The sequence below is a fragment of the Paraburkholderia tuberum STM678 genome, assembly GCF_902833905.1.
In the GTDB taxonomy this organism is placed as follows: Bacteria; Pseudomonadota; Gammaproteobacteria; order Burkholderiales; family Burkholderiaceae; genus Paraburkholderia; species Paraburkholderia tuberum.
Genome location: NZ_CADFGP010000023.1, coordinates 85,371 through 109,806, shown reverse-complemented (window position 1 = coordinate 109,806; position 24,436 = coordinate 85,371). Strand labels below are relative to the sequence as shown.

The following is a 24,436-nucleotide window of genomic DNA, read 5'->3' as shown; positions in this document are numbered from 1 at the left end:
TTCGGGATGCGTGCAGCGGCCACGCGATGTGACCGATAGCACAAAACATGCAGCGTCAGACCTGGCGCAGCGTCGTGTCGAGCGCGCGAGCGGCGACGCGATCGCCTTCGGTCGTCAGCGCGGCGCGGAAAACGGTCTGCCGGTTATGACCCGCGGCGGCCGGCGAATCCCACAGCAACTCGACCTTCGGACGTACGCCGAACGCGCTGCGCGCAAGCGAGGGCGCCGCGACCGCCCCTATCGGCGCCGCTGACGCGCCGGCCTTGCCCGGCGCGCCGAACGCGACCGCGGGCGCCGGCGTCGCGCGCGCATTGGAACCGCTCGCCCAGCGCACCGACAATTCGCGCGCATCGTATTGCCCCACCTTGCGCCGCTCAGCCCACACGACGACGGTGCGGGTCAGCGGATCGAGCGACACCGCATAGCGGCCGATCGCGAAGCGCCGCGCCGCCACATTGGTGCGCCACAACGGCAGCGGCCGGCAGATCCACAAGACGATCGCATACAGCACCGGCGCCGCGACGAGCCAACCGTTGCTGGCCGCGACCGCCTGCATCGCGCGACGCCAGCCTGCGCTCGCGACGAACGCGCCGACCGACCACAGCGCAAACAAAAACCCGAGGAACGCGAACAGGCGCAGCGCCTGACGCAGCCATTGCGGCAACGGATGGAACGGACGCTCCGCGACGGCGCGCGCGCCCGGCAGGAAGATCAGCAGGAACAGAAAAACGAGGTTGATACATGCCCACGGTGAAGACGCCATCGCGGTCAGCGCGGTGGTCAGCTTCATCTCGGACATCGAGAAAAACCAGCGGGCAGCGAGCACGAGACCGATGGCGCGCAACGTAAAAATCGTTCCGGCGCCGGGCGCGGCGTTCGCGCGCGTCTCTTTCGTTCTCGCCAAGGCATCCTCCTGTCGTCGGCGGCACCGCAGCCCAATTTGCGGCACGGCAATTATAGGGATATTACCGAGACTGGCTCGTTCGCGCCGCGCGGAAACCCGTATTTTCAGTTGTGCACCGACGAAAAACGCAGCGCGCATGCAACAACGCCCCGCCGGCGACGTGCTGGCGGGGCGTTCAGAGCAGCAGGGAAGCGTGCAACGGGTTCCTGCCGACAGCGTTTTATCTACCGCGAAACAATCGCCAATCAGCCCGCGTTGACTTCGCGCAGCACCGTGCGATGTTTGCGGCGCAGCAGCTCTTCATAGGTGGCGACGTAGTTCTGCGCCATCACCTTCGACGAGAAGCGCGCCTCGAACGCCTTGCGCACGCCAGCGCGGGGCAGCGTGTGCAGACGTTTGACGGCGGCGACCGCGCTGATTTCGTCCTCGACGACGAAACCCGACACGCCGTTTTCGATCACTTCCGGCACCGAACCGCGATTGAACGCGATCACCGGCGTGCCGCAAGCCATCGCCTCGATCATCACGAGACCGAAGGGCTCCGGCCAGTCGATCGGGAACACCAGTGCGTGCGCATTGCCGAGAAACTCGCGCTTTTCAGCTTCGCCGATTTCGCCGATGTACTCGACGTGCGACAACGACATCAGCGGCTTGATGACTTCTTCGTAGTAGGCACGGTCGGCCTTGTCGATCTTGGCGGCGACCTTGAGCTTCATGCCTGCCTGCCCGGCGATGCGAATCGCCCTGTCAAGCCCCTTCTCCGGCGAGACGCGACCCAGGAATGCGAGGTAGCCGGGCTCGACGTTGGGAATCGGCTTGAGCACGTCTTCCGGCAAACCGTGATAGACGGTTTGCAGCCAGTGCGCCTGCGGCAGCGGAATGCGCTGGTTGTCCGAGATCGACACGACCGGCACGTCATTGAACGTGTTGAAGATCGGCTGCAGCTCAGGCAGATCGAGACGGCCGTGCAGCGTCGTGACGAACGGCACAGGCTGACGCGCGAACAGCGAGAACGGGTAGTAGTCGATGTGGAAATGCAGCACGTCGAATTCGTCCGCGCGGCGGCGCACTTCTTCGAGCAGCAGCATGTGCGGCGCCATCACGTCGCGGATCGTCGGGTCGAGGCGCAGCGCCTGCGGCCAGAAAGCTTCGAGCTTCGCCGAGGTTTGCGAATCACCGCTTGCAAACAGCGTGACGTCGTGGCCCTGCTCGACCAGCGCCTCGGTCAGATAGGACACCACGCGTTCCGTACCACCGTACAGCTTGGGAGGAACCGCCTCGTGCAGCGGAGCGATTTGAGCGATTCGCATATTGACGAACTCCTAGTAAAAAATCAGGCAAAAGTACTGCATTTGGAAAAAGCGACTCGCTTGCTCGCCAGGGCAGTCTGGCCGGAAATGCCGGCGCGGGCCTGATTCTTTTGAGAAATCCTGCGATGGATCGCTTGGTAACGAGCCCGGACAAGTGGATCAGCGACTGGGCATGTGCGAGTAAACGCGCCCGCTGCACCGACGTTGACAAACTGTCAGAAAAATTGCCGGGCTAACGAGCACGCATTATCGATGCCTGGATTGTTGCAGCACCGCAGCATTTCAAAGTCTTTACGTTGTTACAAATGCGAAACACTTTGCAAACCCTTGTTTTCAAAGACAGTTCTACAGTATGCACGAGGTTTCGGGAGGCGCGGCGGTACCGTGTCTGTGAGCTCTCGCCCATCAACGTTGCCGGTAGGAATTGCAAAATTGCCGCAGCGCGGTCGAATGCAATCTGTAATCATATCTCGAAATTTTCCGCAATCTGCCTGAATGGCCCGTCGGCTGGTGTGTCGGGACGACGCAGATCGCGGAGGTCCATCGCGAAATCAATCGCGTCAAAGCCCGGATACACAGGGCGCAATCGCCTTTGCATGTTTACAATGCGAAGCATCGGCTTCACGCAGAGCCATGCTTGTCCGTGTGGTCCGCGCATTGCATGCACAACCCGCAACACATCGATCTCAGCTCAATTGGAACACTTGACCATCGCCCAGCGTAACGCCCAGAACGCCAAGCTCGCGAGCTATGCGCACCGGCCACTTGCGTTTCTCTTCCGCTTTATCCGCCGCCATCCGCTCGCGCATGCGATCGTGTTGTGCAGCGTGTTTGCGGCCGTGGGCTGTGCACTCGCTTCGCAGTACGCGATCAAACATCTGATCGACGTGCTCGGCGGCGGCAGGCATCATCCGGGACCGCTGTGGGGCGCGTTCGCGATCCTCGTCGGCCTGATCGCTGCCGACAACCTGTTGTGGCGGATCGGCGGCTGGTTCGCCGCGCACACGTTCGTCGCCGTGACAGGCGATTTGCGGCGCGACCTGTTTCAGTACCTGAGCGGCCACTCGCCGACCTACTACGCCGAAAAGCAGCCCGGCATGCTGGCAAGCCGGATCACCGCGACCTCGAACGCCGTCTACACCGCCGAAAACACCACCGCGTGGAACGTGCTGCCGCCGTGCATCGCGGTGCTCGGCGCGATCGTGATGATCATCGCGGTGAACCCGCTGATGGCCGCCGGCCTGATGCTGTGCTCGGCGATCCTGTCGGTCGTGCTGTACAAGCTCGCGGGCCGCGGTTCCGCGCGTCACCATAATTTCGCGACCAAGGCGGCATCGGTCGACGGCGAGCTTGTCGACGTGATCAGCAATATGGGGCTCGTGCGCGCGTTCGGCATGACGTTCCGCGAACAGCACCGCTTTGCTTCGACGGTCAAGTCGGAAATGGACGCGCGCCAGCAAAGCCTGCTGTACCTGGAAAAGCTGCGTCTGCTGCACGCCGTGGTCACCGCGCTGCTGTCGGCCGGCCTGCTAGGCTGGGCGCTATGGCTGTGGGACCAGGGCCGCGCGACCTCGGGCGACATCGTGCTCGTCAGCTCGCTCGGCTTCACGATCCTGCACGGCACGCGCGATCTCGCCGTCGCGCTCGTCGACGTCACGCAGCACGTCGCGCGACTCGCAGAGGCCGTGCGCACGCTGCTCGAACCGCACGGCATGCCCGATCGCGACGACGCGACCGAACTTGTGCCGCAGGGCGGCCGCGTCACGTTCGACAGCGTCACGTTCGCCTATCCGCGCCGCCGGCCGATTCTCGATCACTTCGACCTCGATATCGAACCGGGTCAGCGCGTCGGGCTGATCGGCAAGTCGGGCGCCGGCAAATCGACCGTGCTCGCGCTGTTGCAGCGCTTCTACGAGACCCAGGGTGGCGCGATCAAGATCGACGGCCAGGACATCGCGTCGATTACCCAGGACAGCCTGCGCCACGCGATCGCGCTGGTGCCCCAGGACATCTCGCTGTTCCATCGCACGGTGTACGAGAACATCGCGTACGGCCGCCCGGACGCGAGCCGCGAGGAAGTGTTCGCCGCCGCGCGCGAGGCGCGTTGCGTGGACTTTATCGAAGCGATGCCGGAAGGCTACGACACGATCGTGGGCGACCGCGGCGTGAAGCTATCGGGCGGTCAGCGCCAGCGCATCGCAATCGCGCGCGCGATTCTGAAAAACGCGCCGATCCTGCTGCTCGACGAAGCCACGTCCGCGCTCGACAGCGCGTCCGAGGAAGCGATCCAGAAGGCGCTCGACCGCCTGATGGTCGGCCGCACCGTGATCGCGATCGCGCACCGTCTGTCGACGCTGAACAACTTCGACCGGATCATCGTGATGAGCGCCGGCAAGGTCATCGACGACGGCACGCCGGAAGAACTGCGCCAGCGTCCGGGCCTCTATCGCGACCTGCTCTCGAAGCAGTATGGCAAGGGCCAGACGCTGCATATCGGCGGCAAGAAGGTCGACGAACAGCACGTAGCCTGACGCACGCCTGGTCCACGCGCTGCGCATCGCTTGAAAAAAAGCCGCTCCCTGGAGCGGCTTTTGGCTGTCTGGCTCGCGGCCCGGCTTGGCTTAGCCGGTCACGCTCTCGCGCGCCGCCCTCTTGCGCGCGGCGCCCGCCGCACCCGTGGCCGCGTGCGCTTTGCCGCTTCCGGCGCGCTTCGCGCCCTCGACGCTCTGCAGATCGCGCATGAAGTTATCGCGCCACACCGACACGTTGTTCTCGCGCAGCTGCGCCATCATGTCGCGATAGCGCCCCTGGCGCTCGGCGAGCGGCATGTCGAGCGCCCGCGCGAGCGCTTCGGCCATGCCGTCGATATCGACCGGATTGACGATCAGCGCGCCGTCGAGCTCCTGCGCCGCGCCCGCGAAGCGCGACAGCACCAGCACGCCGGGATTCTCCGGATCCTGCGCCGACACGTATTCCTTCGCAACGAGGTTCATGCCGTCGCGCAACGGCGTCACATAGCCGACGTGCGCGGCACGGAACAGCGCCGCCAGCACCGAGCGCTCGTACTGCTTGTGGATGTATAGGATCGGCGTCCAGTCCAGCTCGGCGAAACGTCCGTTGATCCGTCCCGACTCGCCTTCGAGCTGTAGCCGGATGTCTTGATACGCGTGCAGGTCGGCGCGCGTGGGCGGGGCGATCTGCAGGAACGACACCTTGTTGCGCTGCGCGGCCGTATGCTCGAGCAGGCGCTCGAACGCGCGGAATCGCTCGACCAGCCCCTTCGAATAATCGAGCCGGTCGACGCTCATGATCAGCTTGCGCGAATGCAGCGTTGCCTTCATCGTGCGCACCGGCTTGCCGCGTTCGCCCGCCTTCGCGAGCTCGGCGATCTCGTCCGGATAGACGCCGATCGGATACGCAGAGGCGCGCAACGTGCGGCCGAACGCATGCACACTCAGCGGTCCTTTCGCCGACGCGTCGATCGAGCCGCCCGCCTCGTTGATCACGTAGTCGCAGAACGCGCGCAGATCGGGACCGGTCTGGAAGCCGAGCAGGTCGAACGAACACAGCGCCTCGACGAGCTCGCGATGCGGCGGCACCGTCAGCAGCACCTGCGCGGCCGGAAACGGAATGTGCAGAAAAAAACCGATGCGGTTCTTCACGCCTGCCGAGCGCAGCGCCTGAGCGAACGGAATCAGGTGATAGTCGTGCACCCAGATCACGTCGTCCTCGCGCAGGAGCGGCACGAGTTGCTGCGCGAGCCACGCGTTGACGCGGCAGTAGCCTTCGAAGTCGTGCCGGTCGTAATGCAGCAGGTCGGATCGATAGTGGAACGCGGGCCACAGCGTCGCGTTCGAGAAACCACGGTAGTACTGGTCGTAATCGCGCCGCATCAGCGGGACGGTCGCGAAAGTCACCGGACCGCGCTCCTCGAGCTTGATCTGCGGCTGGCCGGAGCTCAGCACGTCGCCGCTCCAGCCGAACCACATGCCGCCGGTCTCCTTCAGCGCGTCGTACACGCCGACCGCCAGACCGCCCGCCGCCGGACCGCCCTCCGAAATAGGCGCCACCCGGTTCGAAACAATGATCAGTCGGCTCATGAAGCGCGATTCCCGATGCAATATGTTGTTTTCGTTGAACGGGGCCACCGGCGTCATGCGCCGCGCGCCGCCGCGACGATGGTTTCGAGCCAGTCGAGCAGCGACGACACCGATTCGACGCGCGTGTGCGCCATCGTTTCGCCCGCGCCGACCTTGATCGACAGACCGCCGCGCTCGTTGACGACCGCGAAGCCCTTCTCGTCGGTCAGATCGTCGCCGGCGAAGATCGGCGTGCGGCCGGTGAACGGCAGCTCGTCGAGGAACGCGCGCGTCGCGCGGCCCTTGTCGACGTCCTTCGGCTTGATCTCGTAGACCATCTTGCCGGGCTGCAGCACGTAAGAAGCGGGGTAATCGGCGACGAGCCGCTCGGTCGCCTCGCGCGCGACCGGCTCGCGGTCCGGCGCGTTGCGGTAGTGCAGCGCGAGCGCCGCGCCCTTGATCTCGAGCAGCATGCCCGGATGTTCGTTGACGACCTGCGCGAGCACCTGCTCCATGCGCAACAGGCGCTCGTCGTGAAAGCCGATGCGCTGCGTGTCGCCATTCGCATCGCGCCGCTCGGCGCCGTGCAGACCCGCGACCGGCAGATCGGGCATGCCGAGAAAACTGTCGATGCTGTCGATGCCGCGCCCCGACACCACCGCGACCGCGCCATTCGTCAGACTGCGCAGTTCGCGCAGCAGGTCGATCACGCGCGGCTGCACCAGCACGCCGTCCGGTGTGGGGGCGAGTTCGACGAGCGTGCCATCGAAGTCGAAGAAAAATGCCGTCTCGCTCGGAGACAGAACAGCCGGAAGTGCTTGCATCGCCTGGGTTCGCCTTTCAGCCATCTATGGCCGGAAAAGTGTGCGCATCTTACCGCGCATCCGTCAATTTTTCGAGAAAGTAAGCTGGGACTCAAGCCCGATGGGCGATCTATTCATCCGCCTCCATCGATTGCGTTCAAAAGCGCAACGATCGGGCTTCAACCGGCTTTCAGCAAGCTGCGTCAAATTGACCCGCAAATCGTGCGCCCGGCGCGCTGCGCGACGCTGGCGCCAATTTTGCGCTACAGTCGCTGCCACGCGGACCGTCGGCGTGATGGACATCGTTGCACGCTCTCGCTCAATCGCGTGCCGCGCGCGAATCTTGCGCGGCATGATCGGGCGACGGTGCGGCCTGCCTGCTCCATCGATTCGTGTTGCCTGCTCTTCAATCGAGTCATTGAACCCTGCTTTGTTCCCGATCCTGCCACCCCAGCGCCCGCGGCCGAACCTGTCCCGCTCACGACCCAAGCGACTCACGCACCGCTTGATGCACGGGTTGGCACGCCGGTTTGCGGCGGCAACTGCGCTGGGCACGCTGGTCGCGCTCGCCGCGCTGACCGGTTGCACACAGCGCGCCGAGCCGTGGCAGTTGACCAACGTGACCGGCCACCTGCCGGATCTGGACTTCACCTTGACCGACGACACCGGCCGTCCCGTCAACGCCGCGTCGTTCAGGGGTCGCACGTCGCTGGTTTACTTCGGCTACACGCATTGCCCGGACGTCTGTCCCGAAACGATGGGCCGTCTGATGCAGGTGCTCGGCAAGCTCGGTCCCGATGCGCAGAAAGTGCGCATTCTGTTCATCACCGTCGATCCCGCGCGCGACACGCCGCGGGCCTTGCACGACTATGTCGGCGCGTTCGACGCACAGCACGCCGAAGGGCTGACCGGCACCGACTGGCAGATCGAGTCGCTGGCCAAGCGCTATCGTGTCGCTTATCAGATGGAAAAGCGCGACTCGAACGGCAACTACGAGGTCACGCACAGCTCCGCCGTCTATGTGTTCGACAGCCGGGGCCGCGCGCGCCTGCTCGCCACCGATCACGACACGCCCGATGCGATCGCGCAGGACCTGCGCCGCATCATCGATGACCAATCCTGATTCTTCTTTGATCCCACTCCATTCCATCATGACGATCAAGCTCAAACCAATCGCTTCCCTCGCCTGCGCGCTCGCGCTGTCACTCGGCGCCGCGTCGGCCGCGCAAGCGGCCGATGCTCACGCGATCAGCATCAAGGACGCGTGGGTGCGCTGGCTGCCGAACAACCTGCCCGCGGCCGGCTATGCGACGCTCGTCAACGCGAGCGACAAGCCGATCGACCTCGTCGATGTATCGAGTGACGACTACGGCGATGCGATGCTGCATCAAACCGTATCGAACGGTTCGACGCAGAAGATGGTGATGGTCGACAAGCTGACGGTGCCCGCGCATGGCCAGGTCGCGATCGCGCCGGGCGGCTATCACGTGATGCTCGAGGACGCGAAGCACAAGGTCGCGCCGGGCGACACCGTGCGTCTGACGCTGAAGTTCTCCGACGGCGAAACAGTGAGCGCGCCGTTCGCGGTCAAGTCGCCGGGCCAGACCAAGTAAGCGGCACGACGGGCCGCCGCCACCACACGCGCCATCGCCATGAACCTGCTCTACTGGCTCGATCCCTGGGAGTTTTCGCCGACCGTCGTGATCGCGTTGCTGATCCCCGCGATCCTGTTCGTGCGCGGCGCACGCAAGGCGCGGCTGTCGTTCGCGCGGCGTCTGTCATTCTGGTTCGGGCTGGTCGCGCTGTATGTCGTGCTGCATACGCGGCTCGATTATTTCTTCGAGCATGAATTCTTCATGCATCGCTTGCAGCATCTGGTGCTGCATCATCTCGGGCCGTTCTTCATTGCGCTGTCGTATCCGGGCGCGGCGTTGCGCGCGGGAATTCCGTTGCGCTGGCGACAGCGCTTCGTGCGGCCCGCGCTGCAAACACCGCTCGTGCGCACGGCGCTCGACGTCGTCATGCACCCGGTCGTCGCGGTCACGCTATTCGTCGGGCTGATCTATTTCTGGCTGCTGTCGCCGGTCCATTTCGTCGCGATGCTCGACTGGCGGCTCTATCGCGTAATGAACTGGAGCATGGCGATCGACGGCCTGCTGTTCTGGTGGCTCGTACTCGATCCGCGTCCGGCGCCGCCCGCGCGTCTGTCTCCGGGCAAGCGCGTGCTCGTCGTGATCGCGGCGATTCCGCCGCAGATCGTTCTCGGCGCATTCATCTTTTTTACGACGCACGAGTTGTATCCGATCTACTCGATCTGCGGCCGCGCGTTCACGTGGCTGAGCCCGATGCGCGATCAGCAGATCGGCGGGCTCCTGCTATGGATTCCGGGTTCGATGATGAGCGTGGTCGGCGCGCTGATCGCGCTGCGTCACTGGATGCGGCTGTCGTCTCGCGGACGCCTGCGCGCCGAGCGGCATGCAAAAGCGGCACGCGGGCTCACGCATGCGGCGTCGACGACCACGAACGTGCCCCGCTGACCCGTTCGCGTTCACAGCGCGCGCATCCGCACATGCGGGATGCCGTCTTCGTCGTGAATCTCCGAGACCGGCTCGAAGCCGAACGCACCGTAAAAGCCTTGCAGATGCGCCTGCGCGTGCAGACGGATCGGCGTATCGGGCCACTGCGCACGGATTTGCGCGAGCGAGCGTTCGAGCATCGCATTGCCGAGACCGATGCCGCGAAACGGCGCGGTCGTCAACACCCGGCCGATGCGCACATCGGCATCCGCCGCATCGGGCAACAACACGCGCAGATAGCCGGCCAACGGCGGCAGCGCCGCACCGTCGCCGGTGCCATACGCAAGCAGATGCCAGGCTTCGACGTCGAGCCCATCGATATCGCCATACACGCAGTTCTGTTCGACGACGAACACCGCGCTGCGGGCGGCCAGCATCTCATAGACTTCGACGCTCGTGAGGTTCCCGAACGGCTTCCAGCGCCATTCGAGCTGGGCGAGCCGCGCGGCGGCGGTGTGTTGCGGTTCAGTCATCGGTAGCTTTCAGGGTCAATGCGCGACAGCGCGGGCAACGATCCGCAATTATGCCGCGCGCCTCGTCATCGAGCATGCGCAGGCCTGGCATCCGGGCGGTCGACACGGCTGTTTTCAGTCGCGAAAGCCGCGCACGCGTTCAGAACACCGCTTGCACGGGTCGCGCGAGACAGTCGGGGAGATTGCCGGGGCCGCATAGATGCAGCGCGCCGACGACCACCAGCGTGCGCTCGCGAACGTCCAGCAACTCGCTCAGCCGCGCGGCCCACGCGCGATTGCGCACGTCGAGAATCGCCTGACGGATGCCGGCCAGATTGAACATCGGCGCTTCGACGGCGATTTGCTGTATCGCGTGCAGATCGCCCTCCAGCCACGCCGCGTGCATCCGTTCGAGCGTGCGCTGCGGTTCGCCGCGGTCGGCCATCAGCATGTCGAGCGCCGCGGCAATGGCTTCGAGCGGAATCGATTCGAGCGCGACTGCGACGTCCCGCGCGGACTCGAGATAGCGATACGGCTTCGCCTGCGCGAGCGCCGAGCGCAACATGCGCCGCTCGACACCCTCGACGACCTGCTGCAGCAGCGTCGGCGCGACGATCAGCGCGGCCCACGGACGCAGTGTTTCAAGCGGCGCGAGCAGGCCATCGGTCGGCCACAGCGCCCGCAGTTGCGTCCAGGCTTCGTCGCGCATCAGGGGCCGCAGTTGCGCGGCGTCGGGGTGTGCGTCGGCTTTGAGAAACGGCAGGATCGTTGCTGGGTCGGACTCGAATACGAGCGCGTCGGCCCAGTCATAGGCTTCGGCGACCCATGGCGGCGTTCGACGGCTCGTCGCGGGAAACAGATGCATCGAGCCGAGCAGGCGGACCTGAGTGCCGGTGAGTTGGAAATACATGCGGCTTCAATGAAAACGGGCGATGACGATGGTGCGATTCTATCGCCCGGCCTGGATGAGGCGCGCCGGCGTGCGTTGCCCTTCCCGTGCGCGCGCCGGAGACGCCGTTGAGCGGAATGCGCTGCCCCAATGAATGCGGGAACGCATCAAACGCCTGAACCCGATTATTGCCCGCTCTTTTTAAACGACTCGAGTTCGGTCGTATAGCGCTCGTTTCTCACGCCATTGCTGCCGTAATACTCTTCCACCGATTTCACCCAACGGCCGACTTCCGGCACATACCAAAACGCTTTATACGTGCGTCCTGTCGCCTGAACAGGACCGAGTTTCTGCGCATGCGTGATCATCGCGGTGTCGCCCTGCTCGACCTGGCTGGCTTGCGTGACCGTCTGCCGCGGCTCGAGTTGCGCGTCCCAGTCGCCTTCGGCTTCGATCTTGATCGCCTGGAATTTGCCGGCGGGCACTTCGACGGTTTCCGTTCCGACCACCCGATACTGCGAGTTCCACTTCTGCGAAGCGAATACCCGGTTCGGATGCTGCCCGGCGTATTCGACCGTCCCGCTCTTACCCGGCGACAACGGAAACGCGAACGGCCGGTTCACGACTGTATCGGTGCCGTTCACGCTGCGCTCGCGGCTCCAGTCCGCTCCGGCGATCACTTCGCGTGGCGCCTGCGTCGAACCCGAGATCTTCGATTCGAAATAGATGTGCGATGGCGTCGCCCGCAGCACCGTCACCTGCTCGTGCGTCTGGTTCCAGCCCGATGGCCCTCTCTCGCTCGTCGATGTATATGTCCGGCGGTACGCCGCAAGAGCACTACTGCTTCCTGAACACCGCTGCCGTGCAGTCAATCAAATCCGCGCTCAATTTCTGATCGATTCGGAGGAACGTCTGCGGCACGCAGTCGGATCGACCGCTCCGCTCACCTTGATGACGACGATCGACAAGGCTGGCGAAGAGAGGAACAGAAAAACAAAAGCCCCGACAAGTCGGGGCTTTCGCTTTACATCAAAGACTGGAGGCGCGAGCCGGAGTCGAACCGGCCTAAACGGCTTTGCAGGCCGCTGCATAACCGCTTTGCTATCGCGCCACAAGCGGACTGGAACCTGGACACGGGTTCGCAGATTTATCTGGTGATAACCAGAAGAACCGAAGCTCTGGAAGTTCAGAACGAGCGGCCTTCCAAACAAAAAGGGAAGCGCTGCTTCCCCTGATGTATGGAGCGGGAGACGAGGCTCGAACTCGCGACCTCAACCTTGGCAAGGTTGCGCTCTACCAACTGAGCTACTCCCGCATTGAACTGCTTCACCGCGCTGCCTTTTTTACTTCGCCAAACAACGCGATGCTTCGAATACTGGAGCGGGAAACGAGGCTCGAACTCGCGACCTCAACCTTGGCAAGGTTGCGCTCTACCAACTGAGCTATTCCCGCGTTGTGCTGCATTTACTGCGTCTCCGGTGTTTCGCGTTGCGTGCATCGGAGAAACGAGATTATGGATAATCGACTGAAACGTGTCAACCCCTTTGCCCGTCTGTGTTAAAGAAAATATTTCTCTCGTAGTAGTGCGGGGTTCGAACACACTTTTGCGCCCCCGTGCTCTTCTATTCACACCGTCACGCAATGCCGCCGCGCTCGCGAATCTGCGGCCACGCGAGCTTCATGTAGTACAGCATCGACCAGATCGTCAGGAACGCAGCCAGATAGATCAGCCACAGGCCCCACACGCGCGTGTCGACCGTCACGCCGCCACCGAGCGGCAGCGGGCCATAGAACAGCAGCATCGGAATCGCGACCATCTGGCAAGCGGTCTTGAACTTGCCGAGCGAGTTCACCGCGACGCTCTTCGACGCCCCGATCTGCGCCATCCATTCGCGCAGGGCCGAGATCGCGATTTCACGTCCGACGATCACGAGCGCGATCGCGGAATCGATCCGCGTGAGTTGCACGAGCACGAGCAGCGCCGCGGTCACCATCAGCTTGTCGGCGACCGGATCGAGAAACGCGCCGAATGCCGAGGTCTGATTCCATTTGCGGGCCAGAAAGCCGTCGAACCAGTCGGTGAGCGCCGCCAGGATGAAGATCGTCGCGGCCGCGAGATTGCGGTGCGCGGGGCTCATCATCATGTCGGGCAAATAGAACACACCGACGACGAGCGGAATCAGCACGATCCGCAGCCAGGTCAGGAATATCGGGAAATTAAACGGCATGGGGCAGGCGCAGCGTCTGACGAGTGAGTTGCAATTGTGCCGTGTCACAGGGCCTGCCACAAGCAAGCGCGCCCAGGCATCGCCGCGCGGCGGCGGCAAGCGAGCCGCCCCCGGCGCGTGGTTCGCAGCCAGCGCATCCGCAGCGCGACGCCGCGGGTCCGACGAACCGTCGTTCCGATCACGGCGCGGCGCGGCCCGCCAATTCAATGCAGTTGCCGGTAGATCTGCTCGGCGAGCGCCTGCGAAATGCCTTCGACGCTTGCGAGATCCTCGACGCTCGCGGCCACCACGCCGCGCAAGCCGCCAAAGCGCGCCAGCAGGCGCTGACGCCGCTTCGCCCCCACGCCTTCGAGTTCTTCGAGCCGCGAGGTCTGGCGCGTCTTGCCGCGTTTGGCGCGCATGCCGGTGATCGCGAAACGATGCGCTTCGTCGCGGATCTGCGCGACCAGCATCAGCGCGGCGCTTTCCTTGCCGAGTTCGAGCGGCGTGCGGCCGTCCGCGAAAATCAGCGTCTCGAGACCGACCTTGCGCCCCTCGCCCTTTGCGACGCCGACGAGCATGCCAGTATCGAGCCCCAACTCCGTGAACACCTGCCGCGCGATCTCCACCTGCCCCTTGCCGCCGTCGATCAGCACGATGGTCGGCAGCACGCCGCCGGCCGCGGCCGGCTCGGCGGCATCGGCGGCGAGCGCGGGATCGGCGGCCGCGTCACTTTGCGATTCGGCGGCTTCGTCGCTCGCATTCGCGGCGGCCTGCGCGACCATCTTTTCGTAGCGGCGCGTGAGCACCTGGCGCATCGCCGCGTAATCGTCACCGGGCGTGATGCCGGCGATGTTGTAGCGGCGATACTCGGACGACTGCATCTTGTGGTGGTGAAAGACGACGCAGGACGCCTGCGTCGCCTCGCCCATCGTGTGACTGATGTCGAAGCATTCGATGCGCAGATGCGCGAGGTCGTCGCACTCCATGCCGAGCGTGTCGGTCAACGCGCGCGTGCGCGCCTGCTGCGAGCCCTGCTCGGAGAGCAGGCGCGCGAGCGCGAGCCGCGCGTTCTGCTCGGCCATCGCGAGCCACGCGCGCCGCTGTCCTTGCGGTTGACGCAGTACGGTCACCTTGTGGCCCGCCTGCTCGATCAGCACGTCGACGAGTTCGCGCGCCGGCGCGTGGCTGACCACCAGCACCGGCGGCACGCGATTGCCGAGGTAATGCTGCGCGATGAACGCTTCGAGCACTTCGGATTCGATGCCGCCTGGCGCGCGGCCGTTGCGGCGCTTCGCCGCGGGGCCGGACCCTGCGTTCCCGTCGGTGCCTTCGTCCGCGCCTTCGTCGCTGACGGCGTCCGGAGTCGCTTCGGCAGCCTCGTCGATCGCGTCTTCTTCACTACCATCGACGTCCTCGTCTTCCGACGGCATGTCCTGAGCGATCGCGAGCGCATCGGCCGAGGCGCTCGCCGCCGCGGCCGATGGCGCGGCCGCTCGTGCATCCGCCGATGCATCGTCCTGATCGCCGTCTTCTGCGAGCCCGCCTTCCTCCGCCGTCAACGCGCTTTCCACGTGCGTGGGAAAGTACGCCTTGTCGCCGAGATGTCGTCCGCCGCGCACCATCGCGAGATTCACGCACACGCGGCCGCCCAGCGCGACTACCGCGAGAATGTCGACGTCGCTGTCGCTGCCGACTTCGATTGCCTGCTGATGCAGCACCGTCGACAGCGAACTCATCTGGTTGCGCACCGCCGCGGCCTGCTCGAACTTCAACTCGCTCGCGAACGCATGCATCTTCTGCTCGAGCTCCTTCATCACCTCGCCCTGACGGCCGAGCAGAAAGCGCGACGCGTTGGCGACGTCGCGCGCGTAATCCTCCTCGCTGATGTTCGCGACGCACGGCGCCGTGCAACGGCCGATCTGATGCAGCAGACACGGCCGCGTGCGGTTGTTGAACACCGAGTCCTCGCAGGTGCGCAGCTGAAACACGCGCTGCAGGATCTGGATGCTCTCGCGCACCGCCCACGCGCTCGGGAACGGGCCGAAGTACTGGTTCTTGCGATCGACCGAGCCGCGGTAATAGGCCATGCGCGGAAACTTGTGGCCGGTCAGCTTCAGATAGGGATACGACTTGTCGTCGCGAAACAGGATGTTGTAACGCGGCGTGAGCGCCTTGATCAGATTGTTTTCGAGCAGCAGCGCCTCGGCCTCGGAACGCGTGACCGTGGTCTCGATGCGCGCGATGCGCGTGACCATCATCGCGATGCGCGGCGACAGCTGCGTCTTCGTGAAGTAGCTCGATACGCGCTTCTTCAGATCGCGCGCCTTGCCGACGTAGAGCACCGCGCCACTCGTGTCGTAATAGCGGTAGACGCCGGGCAGATGCGGCAGTTGGGCGAGCACTGTTTTCGGCTCGAAGGTGTCGGGGGCGTCGCTGGCTTCGGGTTCGGTCATGCGGGATCGATTGGGGTGGGACTGTCTCGCGCTGCCTCGCCGCTTGCACCGGTTGCACTGATTGCACCGATTGCACCGATTGCACCGCCGGGTGCCCGGCATCGTGCGCCGGGGGTCATGTCGCGTGTCGCCGATGCGGCCCGCATGGCGGACAAAGGGCGCGCGCGATCGCGAGCGAGGCTTTAGAATCGCCAGTTTAGAACATTACGCGTTCGTTCGAACCCGCTCCGTTCGCCGGAGTCACCGAGCCAGCCGAGCCGCCATGTCCTCCGTCGCGCCCGATTCCGGATCACCCGCCGCCCCTGCCAACCCGATCGCCTGCGATATCTTCTGCGCGGTGATCGACAACTTCGGCGACATCGGCGTGTGCTGGCGCCTTGCGCGCCAACTCGCGCGCGAGCACGGCTGGCAGGTGCGCGTGTTCGTCGACGATCTGCATGCGTTCAGGAGGCTGTGCCCGTCGCTCGAGCTGGAGCGTGCGCGGCAGACGCTCGACGGCATCGTCGTCGAGCATTGGCACGAGCCGTCCCACGCTGGCGATACGCTCGAAGTCGCCGACGTCGTGATCGAGGCGTTCGCCTGCGAACTGCCGCCCGTCTATATCGCGGCGATGGCAGAGCGAGCGTGCGTGCCGCTCTGGTTCAACCTCGAATATCTGAGCGCCGAGGACTGGATCGCCGATTTTCATCTGCGGCCATCACCGCATCCGCGCTACGCACTCAGCAAGACCTTCTTTTTCCCCGGACTCGGCCCCGGCACCGGTGGCGTCCTCAAGGAGCGCGATCTCGACGCGGCGCGCGCCGCGTTCGAAGCGTCGCCCGCCGCGCGCTCCGACTGGTGGCGCAACGTCACGGGCCACGCGCCGCCGCCCGCCGACGCGACGGTCGTGTCGCTGTTCGCCTACGAAAACCCGGCCGTCGACAGCCTGCTCGAACAATGGCGCGACAACGCAAGCCCGATCGTGCTGCTGGTGCCCGAAGGACGCATTTCCGGCGCGCTGGCGCGCTTTTTCGGCCTACCGTCGTTTGCAGCGGGCACCCATGCGACGCTCGGCAACCTCAGCGCGCACGCGCTCGCGTTCACCGAACAGCCTGGCTACGACGCACTGCTATGGGCAAGCGACGTCAATTTCGTACGCGGCGAGGACTCGTTCGTGCGCGCGCAGTGGGCCGCCAAGCCGTTCGTCTGGCACATCTACCCGCAGGCCGACGACGCCCATCTGCCAAAGCTCGACGCCGCACTTGCGCACTACACCCGCACGCTCCCAGCTGACGCGCGCGCCGCGCTCGAGCGCTTCTGGCACGCGTGGAACGGCGCTGGTCAGCCGGACTGGGCGGAATTCCAGCGCCACTATCCGGCCCTGAAACGGCGCGCCGCGGGCTGGGCGGTCGAACTCGCGCAAGTCGGCGATCTCGCCGGAAATCTGACCTCGTTCGCAAAAACTCAGTTAAAATAAGCGGTTATCCAACGGCCGACGACGCAAGCGCGGCCCGATTAGACCAACTACCCCATGGTCAGCCCGTCTGACCGGTCCCCTCGAAAAACACAGCACGCGTCCCAATCTTCCGGTCGGGCACGCGAATGTCAAAAAAGGGACGTATGTTTGGGCGTGTTGCAGATCGGCGCCACTCGTGTACACGCCCGAACAGGGTAAAAATCAGGTAACGGACAGGTGGAACGCCGAGGCATCACGCCCCCGGGTTTTCGCCGCGAGCCGATCCCGTTTCACGCATGCGGGCTGCGCGGCCGCTTCACGCGGCGCGCGGCAGGCGGTGGGCGAAACGCCGAAGCCGCTTGCGCCGTATGCCGTTGAGCAACAGTTAAGCTATTTATCTCGTACAGGACAGTTTTATGAAGACCGCACAGGAACTCCGCACCGGCAACGTCGTGATGATCGGCGCAGACGCAATGGTCGTGCAAAAGGCCGAATACAACAAATCGGGCCGTAACTCCGCCGTCGTCAAGATGAAGTTCAAGAACCTGCTGACCGGCGCAGGCATGGAAACCGTGTACAAGGCGGACGACAAGTTCGACGTCGTCGTGCTCGAGCGCAAGGAAGTGACGTACTCGTACTTCGCCGACCCGATGTACGTGTTCATGGACGCCGACTACAACCAGTACGAAGTCGAAGCCGAAATGATGGGCGACGCGATGCACTACCTCGAAGACGGCATGGCTTGCGAAGTCGTGTTCTACAACGAGAAGGCGATCTCGGTCGAACTGCCGACCACGCTGGTTCGCGAAATCATCTACACGGAACCGGCCGTCAAGGGCGATACGTCGTCGGGCAAGGTGCTGAAGAACGCCAAGTTGAACACCGGCTTCGAACTCCAAGTGCCGCTCTTCTGCAACATCGGCGACAAGATCGAAATCGACACGCGTACGCACGAATACCGCAGCCGCGCCTAAGCGCCCGCCCGCGTCACCCCGCCAGCGCCGGCGCCCTGCCGGCCTGCACAAAAAGCGCTCAATTTTTTGGGCGCTTTTTCTTTTCTGTCGCGCCGTGTATGGTTTAGGAAAACTTTACCGGCAAATTTCTCAAAATTACCATCGCGACATCCGGATTTCGCGTTGCGCGCGCGGCAAGGCCTTGATCGATTTCATCCACACCCTTTGGCACGATCTCTGCTAGGTGGAGAGAGTTACGCGAGTACGCTCATTTTCCACTCCTGGAGAGGCACCATGAACAACGACATTGCTGAAGGTAAATGGAGACAGATGATCGGCAAGGCGAAGACCGCATGGGGCGAACTGACGGACGACGAGTTGACCAAGGCCGAAGGCCGGGCCGACAAGCTCGCCGGTCTGATTCAGGAACGCTATGGCAAAACCCGTGAACAGGCGGAACTCGAAGTGCGCCGGTTTTTCGATAGCAACCGGGATTTCTGACAGGACCAGTGAAGGAACTACAGGCGCCGGCCCGCGCGACTCAAGGCGCAGTGCCGGCGGCTGTCGTTTTTTCACCGCCCCAGGACCGTTGGTTTAGCCCTGTCATCGAGCCCTCAGAGCCCGGAGTGCGCGCCATCAGCGTTGGCGGCGCGCCGGGCATTCGACCCATTCATAAATTGCGCTCGCCATGCCACACGCCCTGATTGTTGAAGACGATCCCAATAGCCTGTCCGGTCTGTCGGCAATCCTCGCCGCCGACGGCTTTTCAGTCGACACCGCGACCACGCTCGCCGAGGCCCGCGGCGCATTGACGCGCTTCATCCCCGACGTCGTGCTCGTCGATCTGAATCTGCCGGACGGCAGCGGCCTCGATCTGTTGCAGCATCTGCCCGCGCATCCGCCGGGCGGCGCGCTTCCGGTGATCGTGATGACCGGCAATGCGACCGTCGAGAGTGCGATCGAGGGCTTGCGGCACGGTATCTGGGACTATCTGCTGAAGCCGGTCAACATTCCGCGCCTGCGCAGCCTGCTCGCGCGCATTCCGCGGCCTTATGAGCTGACCGAGGAGGTCCAGGCGCTGCGCGCGGCGCTGCGTCAGCTTGGGCGCTTCGGCGCGATGCTCGGTCGCAGCGGCGCCATTCAGCACGTGTACGACACGATCGAGCGTCTTGCGCCGACAGAAGCCGCGGTGCTGATCTCCGGCGAGGCTGGCACCGGCAAGCAGATCGCCGCGCGCACGCTGCACGACATGAGCCGCCGCCGCAAAGGCCCGTTCGTCACGTTCGATTGCCGCGGCGCGACCGCGGGCGGGCTCAATCGCTCGCTCGACAGCATGCTGCTCGGTCACGAACGCGGAGCGTTCGGCGGCGCCGAGCAGCGCGAGCCGGGCCTCTTCGAACAGGCGAGCGGCGGCACGTTGTTCATCAACGAAATCACCGAGCTGCCGCGCACGCAGCAGGAAGCGCTGTTGCGCGCGCTCGATTCGCAGACCTTCATGCGCGTGGGCGGTACCAGCCAGATCGTGACCGACTTCCGGCTCATCGCGTCGACGCGCAAGCCGCCGCGCGCGGCGGTCGCGGACGGCTCGCTGCATCAGGACCTCGCGCTGCGCCTCGAAGCCGCCGTGGTCATGCTGCCACCGCTGCGCGGGCGTGGTGAAGATCCGCTGCTGATTGCGCAGGCAGCCGTCGACGAACTGAATGTGGAAGCGACCGCACGCGGTACGGCCGAGGTCGCGAAGCAGGCGGCGCCGAATTTCCTGCGCGAATGCCTCGCGTACGACTGGCCGGGCAACGTGCGCGAACTGCAGGAGCGCGTGCGGCGCGCTTATCAGGCATCGGGCGACGTGATCGAGTCGTTGCGCGCCGACGAAGCCAGCACGGCGAACGGCCGCGATCTGAACGGCAGTCGCGTGCAGGTGACCGTCGGTACGCCCCTCGCGGACGTCGAAGAAATGCTGATCCGCGCGACGCTCGACGCGGTCGGCGGCACGCGGCATCGAGCGGCGTCGTTACTCGGAATCAGCCCGAAGACGCTGTACAACAAGTTGCAGCGCATGCGCTTGAACTGAGCGATCGGATCGCGCGTGCTGCGGTTGTCAAGCAAAGCTTGACGGCGGCTCGCACCGTTCGAAGCTGTTAAAAAATGGCGCCTTGAATTGCTTCAAGGCGCCATTTCCTTTTATGCAAACGTACTGCGCAGCAGCCTCTGCGCTTCGGCGTACCGTGGCTCGGCCATCAGCTTGCTCCACCTGAGCGCTTTACCGCGCGGCCGCATGCGCTTCAGCCGCCGCTGCGATTCCCTCGACGGCGTGACGCGCAGCGCGTCGAGCACCTTCTCCGCTTCGTCCGGCTGGTTGCAGATCAGCACCATGTCGCAGCCGGCCTCCAGGGCCGCTTGCGCACCTTCGGTCAGCGTGCCGCCCTGGCGCGCGGCTTCCATCGACAGATCGTCGCTGAAGATCGCGCCTTCGAAGCCAAGCTTGCCGCGCAGGATGTCCTGCAACCAGATGCGCGAGAAGCCGGCCGGCTTCGCATCGACGCGCGGATAGACGACGTGCGCGGGCAGCACCGCGCCAAGCGACAGACCGAGCCAGTCGTACGGCGCGACGTCGTTGCCGAGGATTTCGTCGATCGGGCGTTCGTCGACGGGCATCGCGACGTGCGAATCTGCCTGCGCGAATCCGTGCCCTGGAAAATGCTTGCCGCAATTGCTCATGCCGGCGAGCGCGAGGCCGTGGTTCAAACTCTTCGCGAGCAGCGCGACCACGCGCGCATCGCGATGGAACGCGCGATCGCCGATCACCTGCGAGTGTCCATAGTCGAGGTCGAGCACCGGCGTGAAGCTCATGTCGATACCGCACGCGCGCAGTTCCGCGGCGAGGATATAGCCGACCGCGGTCGTCACCTTGGTCGCGTGCAGCACGTCCTGGTCCCACAGCGCGCCGAGCTTACCCATCGACGGCAGCACCGTGAAGCCGTCGGTGCGAAAGCGCTGCACGCGGCCGCCTTCGTGATCGACGGCGATCAGCAGATCCGGGCGAATCGCGCGGATGGCATCGGTCAGCCCGACCAGTTGCGCGCGGCTCTCGTAGTGGCGCGCGAACAGGATCACGCCGCCGGTCATCGGGTGAGCGAGACGCCTTTTGTCATCGCGGTTCAGCGTTTTGCCGACCACGTCGAGCATCACCGGTCCGGGTGTGGTTTTCATCGAATTCCGCTGGAAAACTGTGAGACAACACAAACGCGACCGCCAGCGGCCGCTCTCAACCTTTTCATTCTGTGGCGGAACGGGCGGACGAAGCCCGCGACGCCGACGCCGCCAACGAACCTTCCGTATCGCCCGGCCGCTGCGTCTCCGCGATCACGAACGACACCGCGTAGTCGCGCTCGTCGGTGATCGTCACGCGCGCCGTGATGCCGCGCGCGTCGAGCCAGTCGGCCAGCTCGCCAGAGGCGACCACCATCGGCTCGCCGCTCGGCCGGTTCAGCGTTTGCAGCGCGCGCCAGCTCATCGGCCAGTGCATGCCGAGGCCGATTGCCTTCGAGAACGCCTCTTTCGCCGAGAAGCGCGTCGCGAGAAACGCAAGACCGCGCGCCGCCGAACGGGCGTGGCGCGCGTGGTACACGCGTAGTTCGTCGGGACCGAGCACCTTCTCCGCGAAACGGCCATTGGTGCGAGTCATCACCGCTGCTACGCGGCTGACCTGAACGATGTCGGTGCCGATTCCGTAGATTGCCATGCGTGCGTCCGTCGCCAGGTTGCGTTACGCGCGCGCGCCGAGACGCGCGGCGACCATGATCGCCTTCATCTCGCGCACCGCGTTGTCCCAGCCCGCGAAGATCGCATGCGCGACGATCGCATGGCCGATGTTGAGTTCGACGATGCCGTCGATCGCCGCGATCTGCTGCACGTTCGTGTAGTGCAGGCCGTGGCCCGCGTTCACTTTGAGGCCGAGCGTCGCGCCGAATTCGACTGCTCGCACGATGCGCTCGTATTCGCGCTGCTGTTCCGCGGAATCATGAGCTTCCGCGTAACGGCCTGTGTGCAGCTCGATCACCGGCGCGCCGGCTTCGTGCGCGGCGCGAATCTGCGTCTCCTCGGGGTCGATGAAGAGCGACACGCGCGAGCTCGCGTCCACCAGTTGCTTGCATGCGGCGCGCACCGCCTCGAACTGTCCGGCGACGTCGAGACCGCCTTCGGTCGTCAGCTCCTCGCGCTTTTCCGGCACGAGGCAGACGTCGTGCGGTTGCACTTCGCACGCGATGTCGAGCATTTCCGGCGTGACCGCGCATTCGAGATTCATGCGCGTTTTTAGCAGCGGACGCAGCTTGTGTACGTCGGCGTCGACGATATGCCGGCGGTCTTCGCGTAGATGCAGCGTGATCGCGTCGGCGCCGGCTTCTTCGGCCATCAGCGCGGCGCGGATCGGATCGGGATAGGACGTGCCACGCGCGTTGCGCAGCGTGGCGACGTGGTCGATGTTCACGCCGAGGTCGATCGCGGTCGGCGAAGTCAGGAAGAAGCTCATAGGTTCTGCAGGTCGATCAGGATCTGGCGGGTAGCAAGCGGCGCGCCGCCAAGATAGGTGTTGAGCAGGAAGCGCATCAGCGTTTTGCTTTGCGCGACGGTCTGCGCTCGATGGTAATCGTCCTTTTCCATATCGAGCAAGGTTTGTCCCGACACTACCGGCCACTGCGCGGGCCATTCGTCCGATGCCTCGCGTACCCCGCGCTCGGGATCGAACACGTAGCGGCCGTCGGCGAGCACCGCTTTGCGTGCGACCGTGCGGTCGAGCGCCATCGCATAACCGGTCTCGCGTAGCAGCACGCGTTCGAACGAGCGCAGCACCTGCACCGGCGGCTCATCGTGCGCGAGCCGCGTCAGCGTGACGACGTAGTGATGGAACAACTGAGGATGCGGGTCCTCGCGCGCGCAGAAGCGCACCAGCAGTTCGTTGACGTAGAAACCGCACAGCAACGCGTCGCCGGTCAGCGGCAGCATGCCGCCGACCCATTCGGCGCCGGTCAGCGTGCGCATTTCGGACTTGCCCGACCACGCGAGCGACAGCGGCTGGAACGTTTGCAGCACGCCGCGCAGCGCGGAGTGCGGGCGCTTCGCGCCCTTTGCGACCAGCGCGAGACGGCCGTGATCGCGCGACAGCACGTCGATGATCAGGCTGGTCTCGCGATACGGATAGCTATGCAGCACGAACGCGGGCTGCTCGGTGATCCGATATTCGGATGTGGAGGTGCGCGGCGCGCGGCGCGCCGGCGTTTTGCGTGGCTCGCCATCGTCGGCGGGTGCGCTTTTCGCGCTTTTTGGGCTTTTTGCGTCGGCCGACGATTTCCTCGAGCTACGCGCGGGCCGAGACGGTTCGTGCTCCGGCTGATCCGAAGCCTCGTCTGAATTGAGCGTCATCCACGCGTCATTCGTACCCATACGCACGAAGCCCGGCTTCATTGTCGGCCCAGCCGCTCTTCACCTTGACGAAGGTTTCGAGGTACACCGGCCCGTCGAACAGCTTTGCCATGTCGAGGCGAGCCTCGGTGCTGATCTGCTTCAGCTTCGCGCCCTTCTGGCCGATGATCATCGCCTTGTGCATGTCGCGATCGACGAGGATCGTCGCGAAGATACGGCGCAGCCGCCCTTCGGTTTCGAACTTCTCGATCAGCACGGTGCTCGTGTACGGCAGCTCGTCGCCGGTCCAGCGGAAGACTTTCTCGCGCAGGATTTCGGCGGCAAGAAAGCGCTCGCTGCGATCGGTCAGGTCGTCCTCGCCGTAGATCGGCTCGCCTTCCGGCAGGAACGGCTTGACGGTGGCCATCAGACGTTTGATGTCGTCGGAATTTTTCGCCGACAGCGGCACGATCTCGTTGAACTCGCGCAGCGTGCTCATCTGCTGCATGAACGGGAACAGCGAGTCTTTATCCGACACGCGATCGAGCTTGTTCGCGATCAGCAGCGTCGGGACCTTCGCCGGGATCAGATCGAGTACCTTCTGGTCGTCAGGGCCGAAGCGGCCTGCTTCGATGACGAACAGGATCGCGTCGACCGAGGTCAGCGTCGACGTAACGGCGCGGTTCAACGAGCGGTTCAGGGCGCCGCTGTGTTTGGTCTGAAAACCGGGCGTGTCGACGAAGATGTACTGGGCGTCTTCGAGCGTATTGATGCCGGTAATGCGATGGCGCGTGGTCTGCGCCTTGCGCGACGTGATGCTGACTTTCTGGCCGACCAGCGCGTTCATCAGCGTGGACTTGCCGACATTCGGGCGGCCGACGATCGCGACCATGCCGCAGCGAAAACCAGTGGGAGTGGGAGCGTTCATATTCGGACTACGGCAGGTTCAGTTCGGCGCGCGCGACGCGCACG

The 24,436-nt window shown here is 64.6% G+C and carries 22 protein-coding genes and 3 tRNA genes; 8 read left to right on the top strand and 17 right to left on the bottom strand.

All coding sequences use genetic code 11. The annotated features are described in order from the left end of the window. Nucleotides 1–55 precede the first annotated feature (55 nt). Entirely contained in the window at nucleotides 56–904 is an 849-nt protein-coding gene (locus HWY30_RS21155) for a hypothetical protein (RefSeq protein ID WP_090801130.1), read from the bottom strand. 245 nt (nucleotides 905–1,149) lie between these two features. Beyond that, nucleotides 1,150–2,214: a glycosyltransferase family 4 protein gene (locus HWY30_RS21150; protein WP_090801132.1), complete on the bottom strand. Its 1,065-nt coding sequence runs from the start codon at nucleotides 2,212–2,214 to the stop codon at nucleotides 1,150–1,152. A 695-nt stretch (nucleotides 2,215–2,909) separates the two neighbouring features. Between HWY30_RS21150 and HWY30_RS21145 the strand changes: the two genes are divergently transcribed. After that, nucleotides 2,910–4,745 (top strand): ABC transporter ATP-binding protein, encoded by a 1,836-nt coding sequence (locus tag HWY30_RS21145; protein ID WP_090801134.1) that lies wholly within the window; start codon nucleotides 2,910–2,912, stop codon nucleotides 4,743–4,745. 90 nt (nucleotides 4,746–4,835) lie between these two features. Here HWY30_RS21145 and otsA read toward each other — a convergent pair whose 3' ends face one another. Both otsA and otsB read right to left on the bottom strand, forming a co-directional pair. Further along, nucleotides 4,836–6,314 (bottom strand): alpha,alpha-trehalose-phosphate synthase (UDP-forming), encoded by a 1,479-nt coding sequence (gene otsA, locus HWY30_RS21140; RefSeq protein WP_090805405.1) that lies wholly within the window; start codon nucleotides 6,312–6,314, stop codon nucleotides 4,836–4,838. Between the two features lie 53 nt (nucleotides 6,315–6,367). Next, nucleotides 6,368–7,117, bottom strand: a complete 750-nt coding sequence (gene otsB, locus HWY30_RS21135) for a trehalose-phosphatase (protein ID WP_090801136.1) — start codon at nucleotides 7,115–7,117, stop codon at nucleotides 6,368–6,370. A gap of 487 nt (nucleotides 7,118–7,604) precedes the next feature. Here otsB and HWY30_RS21130 point away from each other — a divergent pair, with 487 nt between their 5' ends. From HWY30_RS21130 to HWY30_RS21120, 3 genes are read left to right on the top strand one after another with little or no spacing between them, the layout of a single operon-like run. Continuing rightward, nucleotides 7,605–8,219 carry an SCO family protein gene (locus HWY30_RS21130; protein ID WP_176078925.1) on the top strand — a complete coding sequence of 205 codons (615 nt, stop codon included), beginning with the start codon at nucleotides 7,605–7,607 and terminating at the stop codon, nucleotides 8,217–8,219. A 28-nt stretch (nucleotides 8,220–8,247) separates the two neighbouring features. Next, nucleotides 8,248–8,709, top strand: coding sequence for a copper chaperone PCu(A)C (locus tag HWY30_RS21125; protein WP_090801139.1), 462 nt, complete (start codon nucleotides 8,248–8,250; stop codon nucleotides 8,707–8,709). A gap of 39 nt (nucleotides 8,710–8,748) precedes the next feature. Further along, the gene (locus HWY30_RS21120; protein WP_090801140.1) at nucleotides 8,749–9,633 is read left to right on the top strand and encodes a cytochrome c oxidase assembly protein; all 885 of its coding nucleotides are present in this window, start codon (nucleotides 8,749–8,751) and stop codon (nucleotides 9,631–9,633) included. Between the two features lie 11 nt (nucleotides 9,634–9,644). Here HWY30_RS21120 and HWY30_RS21115 read toward each other — a convergent pair whose 3' ends face one another. The 8 genes from HWY30_RS21115 to uvrC all read right to left on the bottom strand — a co-directional run bounded on the left by HWY30_RS21115 (nucleotide 9,645) and on the right by uvrC (nucleotide 15,676). Next, nucleotides 9,645–10,145, bottom strand: coding sequence for a GNAT family N-acetyltransferase (locus tag HWY30_RS21115; RefSeq protein ID WP_090801142.1), 501 nt, complete (start codon nucleotides 10,143–10,145; stop codon nucleotides 9,645–9,647). A gap of 139 nt (nucleotides 10,146–10,284) precedes the next feature. Continuing rightward, the gene (locus HWY30_RS21110) at nucleotides 10,285–11,034 is read right to left on the bottom strand and encodes a TraB/GumN family protein (RefSeq protein WP_090801144.1); all 750 of its coding nucleotides are present in this window, start codon (nucleotides 11,032–11,034) and stop codon (nucleotides 10,285–10,287) included. Nucleotides 11,035–11,198: 164 nt separating this feature from the next. After that, a complete protein-coding gene (locus HWY30_RS21105) occupies nucleotides 11,199–11,771 on the bottom strand; it encodes a hypothetical protein (protein WP_244144952.1) in 573 nt (190 codons plus the stop codon). Between the two features lie 279 nt (nucleotides 11,772–12,050). Then, nucleotides 12,051–12,124, bottom strand: a tRNA-Cys gene (locus HWY30_RS21100). A gap of 128 nt (nucleotides 12,125–12,252) precedes the next feature. Beyond that, a tRNA-Gly gene (locus tag HWY30_RS21095) sits at nucleotides 12,253–12,328 on the bottom strand. Between the two features lie 61 nt (nucleotides 12,329–12,389). Beyond that, nucleotides 12,390–12,465, bottom strand: a tRNA-Gly gene (locus HWY30_RS21090). Between the two features lie 182 nt (nucleotides 12,466–12,647). Continuing rightward, a complete protein-coding gene (pgsA, locus tag HWY30_RS21085) occupies nucleotides 12,648–13,241 on the bottom strand; it encodes a CDP-diacylglycerol--glycerol-3-phosphate 3-phosphatidyltransferase (protein WP_062127799.1) in 594 nt (197 codons plus the stop codon). Nucleotides 13,242–13,444: 203 nt separating this feature from the next. After that, entirely contained in the window at nucleotides 13,445–15,676 is a 2,232-nt protein-coding gene (gene uvrC / locus HWY30_RS21080) for an excinuclease ABC subunit UvrC (protein WP_090801146.1), read from the bottom strand. 262 nt (nucleotides 15,677–15,938) lie between these two features. On the opposite strand from uvrC, the gene earP reads away from it, so the two are divergent. From earP to HWY30_RS21060, 4 genes are all read left to right on the top strand, one after another. Beyond that, nucleotides 15,939–17,132 carry an elongation factor P maturation arginine rhamnosyltransferase EarP gene (gene earP, locus HWY30_RS21075; protein ID WP_090801147.1) on the top strand — a complete coding sequence of 398 codons (1,194 nt, stop codon included), beginning with the start codon at nucleotides 15,939–15,941 and terminating at the stop codon, nucleotides 17,130–17,132. 395 nt (nucleotides 17,133–17,527) lie between these two features. Continuing rightward, nucleotides 17,528–18,085 (top strand): elongation factor P, encoded by a 558-nt coding sequence (efp, locus tag HWY30_RS21070; protein WP_008919334.1) that lies wholly within the window; start codon nucleotides 17,528–17,530, stop codon nucleotides 18,083–18,085. Between the two features lie 273 nt (nucleotides 18,086–18,358). Continuing rightward, nucleotides 18,359–18,565, top strand: a complete 207-nt coding sequence (locus HWY30_RS21065; RefSeq protein ID WP_090801149.1) for a CsbD family protein — start codon at nucleotides 18,359–18,361, stop codon at nucleotides 18,563–18,565. Nucleotides 18,566–18,752: 187 nt separating this feature from the next. Then, nucleotides 18,753–20,135, top strand: coding sequence for a sigma-54-dependent transcriptional regulator (locus HWY30_RS21060; RefSeq protein WP_090801151.1), 1,383 nt, complete (start codon nucleotides 18,753–18,755; stop codon nucleotides 20,133–20,135). 110 nt (nucleotides 20,136–20,245) lie between these two features. Here the strand turns inward: HWY30_RS21060 and nagZ are convergent, their stop codons facing one another. The 5 genes from nagZ to era all read right to left on the bottom strand — a co-directional run bounded on the left by nagZ (nucleotide 20,246) and on the right by era (nucleotide 24,392). Next, nucleotides 20,246–21,274, bottom strand: a complete 1,029-nt coding sequence (nagZ, locus tag HWY30_RS21055; RefSeq protein WP_090801153.1) for a beta-N-acetylhexosaminidase — start codon at nucleotides 21,272–21,274, stop codon at nucleotides 20,246–20,248. Nucleotides 21,275–21,338: 64 nt separating this feature from the next. After that, complete coding sequence (gene acpS / locus HWY30_RS21050; protein ID WP_090801155.1) at nucleotides 21,339–21,806, bottom strand: holo-ACP synthase; 468 nt, start codon at nucleotides 21,804–21,806, stop codon at nucleotides 21,339–21,341. Nucleotides 21,807–21,830: 24 nt separating this feature from the next. Beyond that, nucleotides 21,831–22,595 carry a pyridoxine 5'-phosphate synthase gene (gene pdxJ / locus HWY30_RS21045; protein WP_090801157.1) on the bottom strand — a complete coding sequence of 255 codons (765 nt, stop codon included), beginning with the start codon at nucleotides 22,593–22,595 and terminating at the stop codon, nucleotides 21,831–21,833. Then, nucleotides 22,592–23,506 carry a DNA repair protein RecO gene (gene recO, locus HWY30_RS21040; RefSeq protein ID WP_090805406.1) on the bottom strand — a complete coding sequence of 305 codons (915 nt, stop codon included), beginning with the start codon at nucleotides 23,504–23,506 and terminating at the stop codon, nucleotides 22,592–22,594. Before recO ends, pdxJ begins: the two co-directional genes overlap by 4 nt. Beyond that, the gene (era, locus tag HWY30_RS21035; RefSeq protein WP_026225953.1) at nucleotides 23,493–24,392 is read right to left on the bottom strand and encodes a GTPase Era; all 900 of its coding nucleotides are present in this window, start codon (nucleotides 24,390–24,392) and stop codon (nucleotides 23,493–23,495) included. Before era ends, recO begins: the two co-directional genes overlap by 14 nt. Nucleotides 24,393–24,436 lie beyond the last annotated feature (44 nt).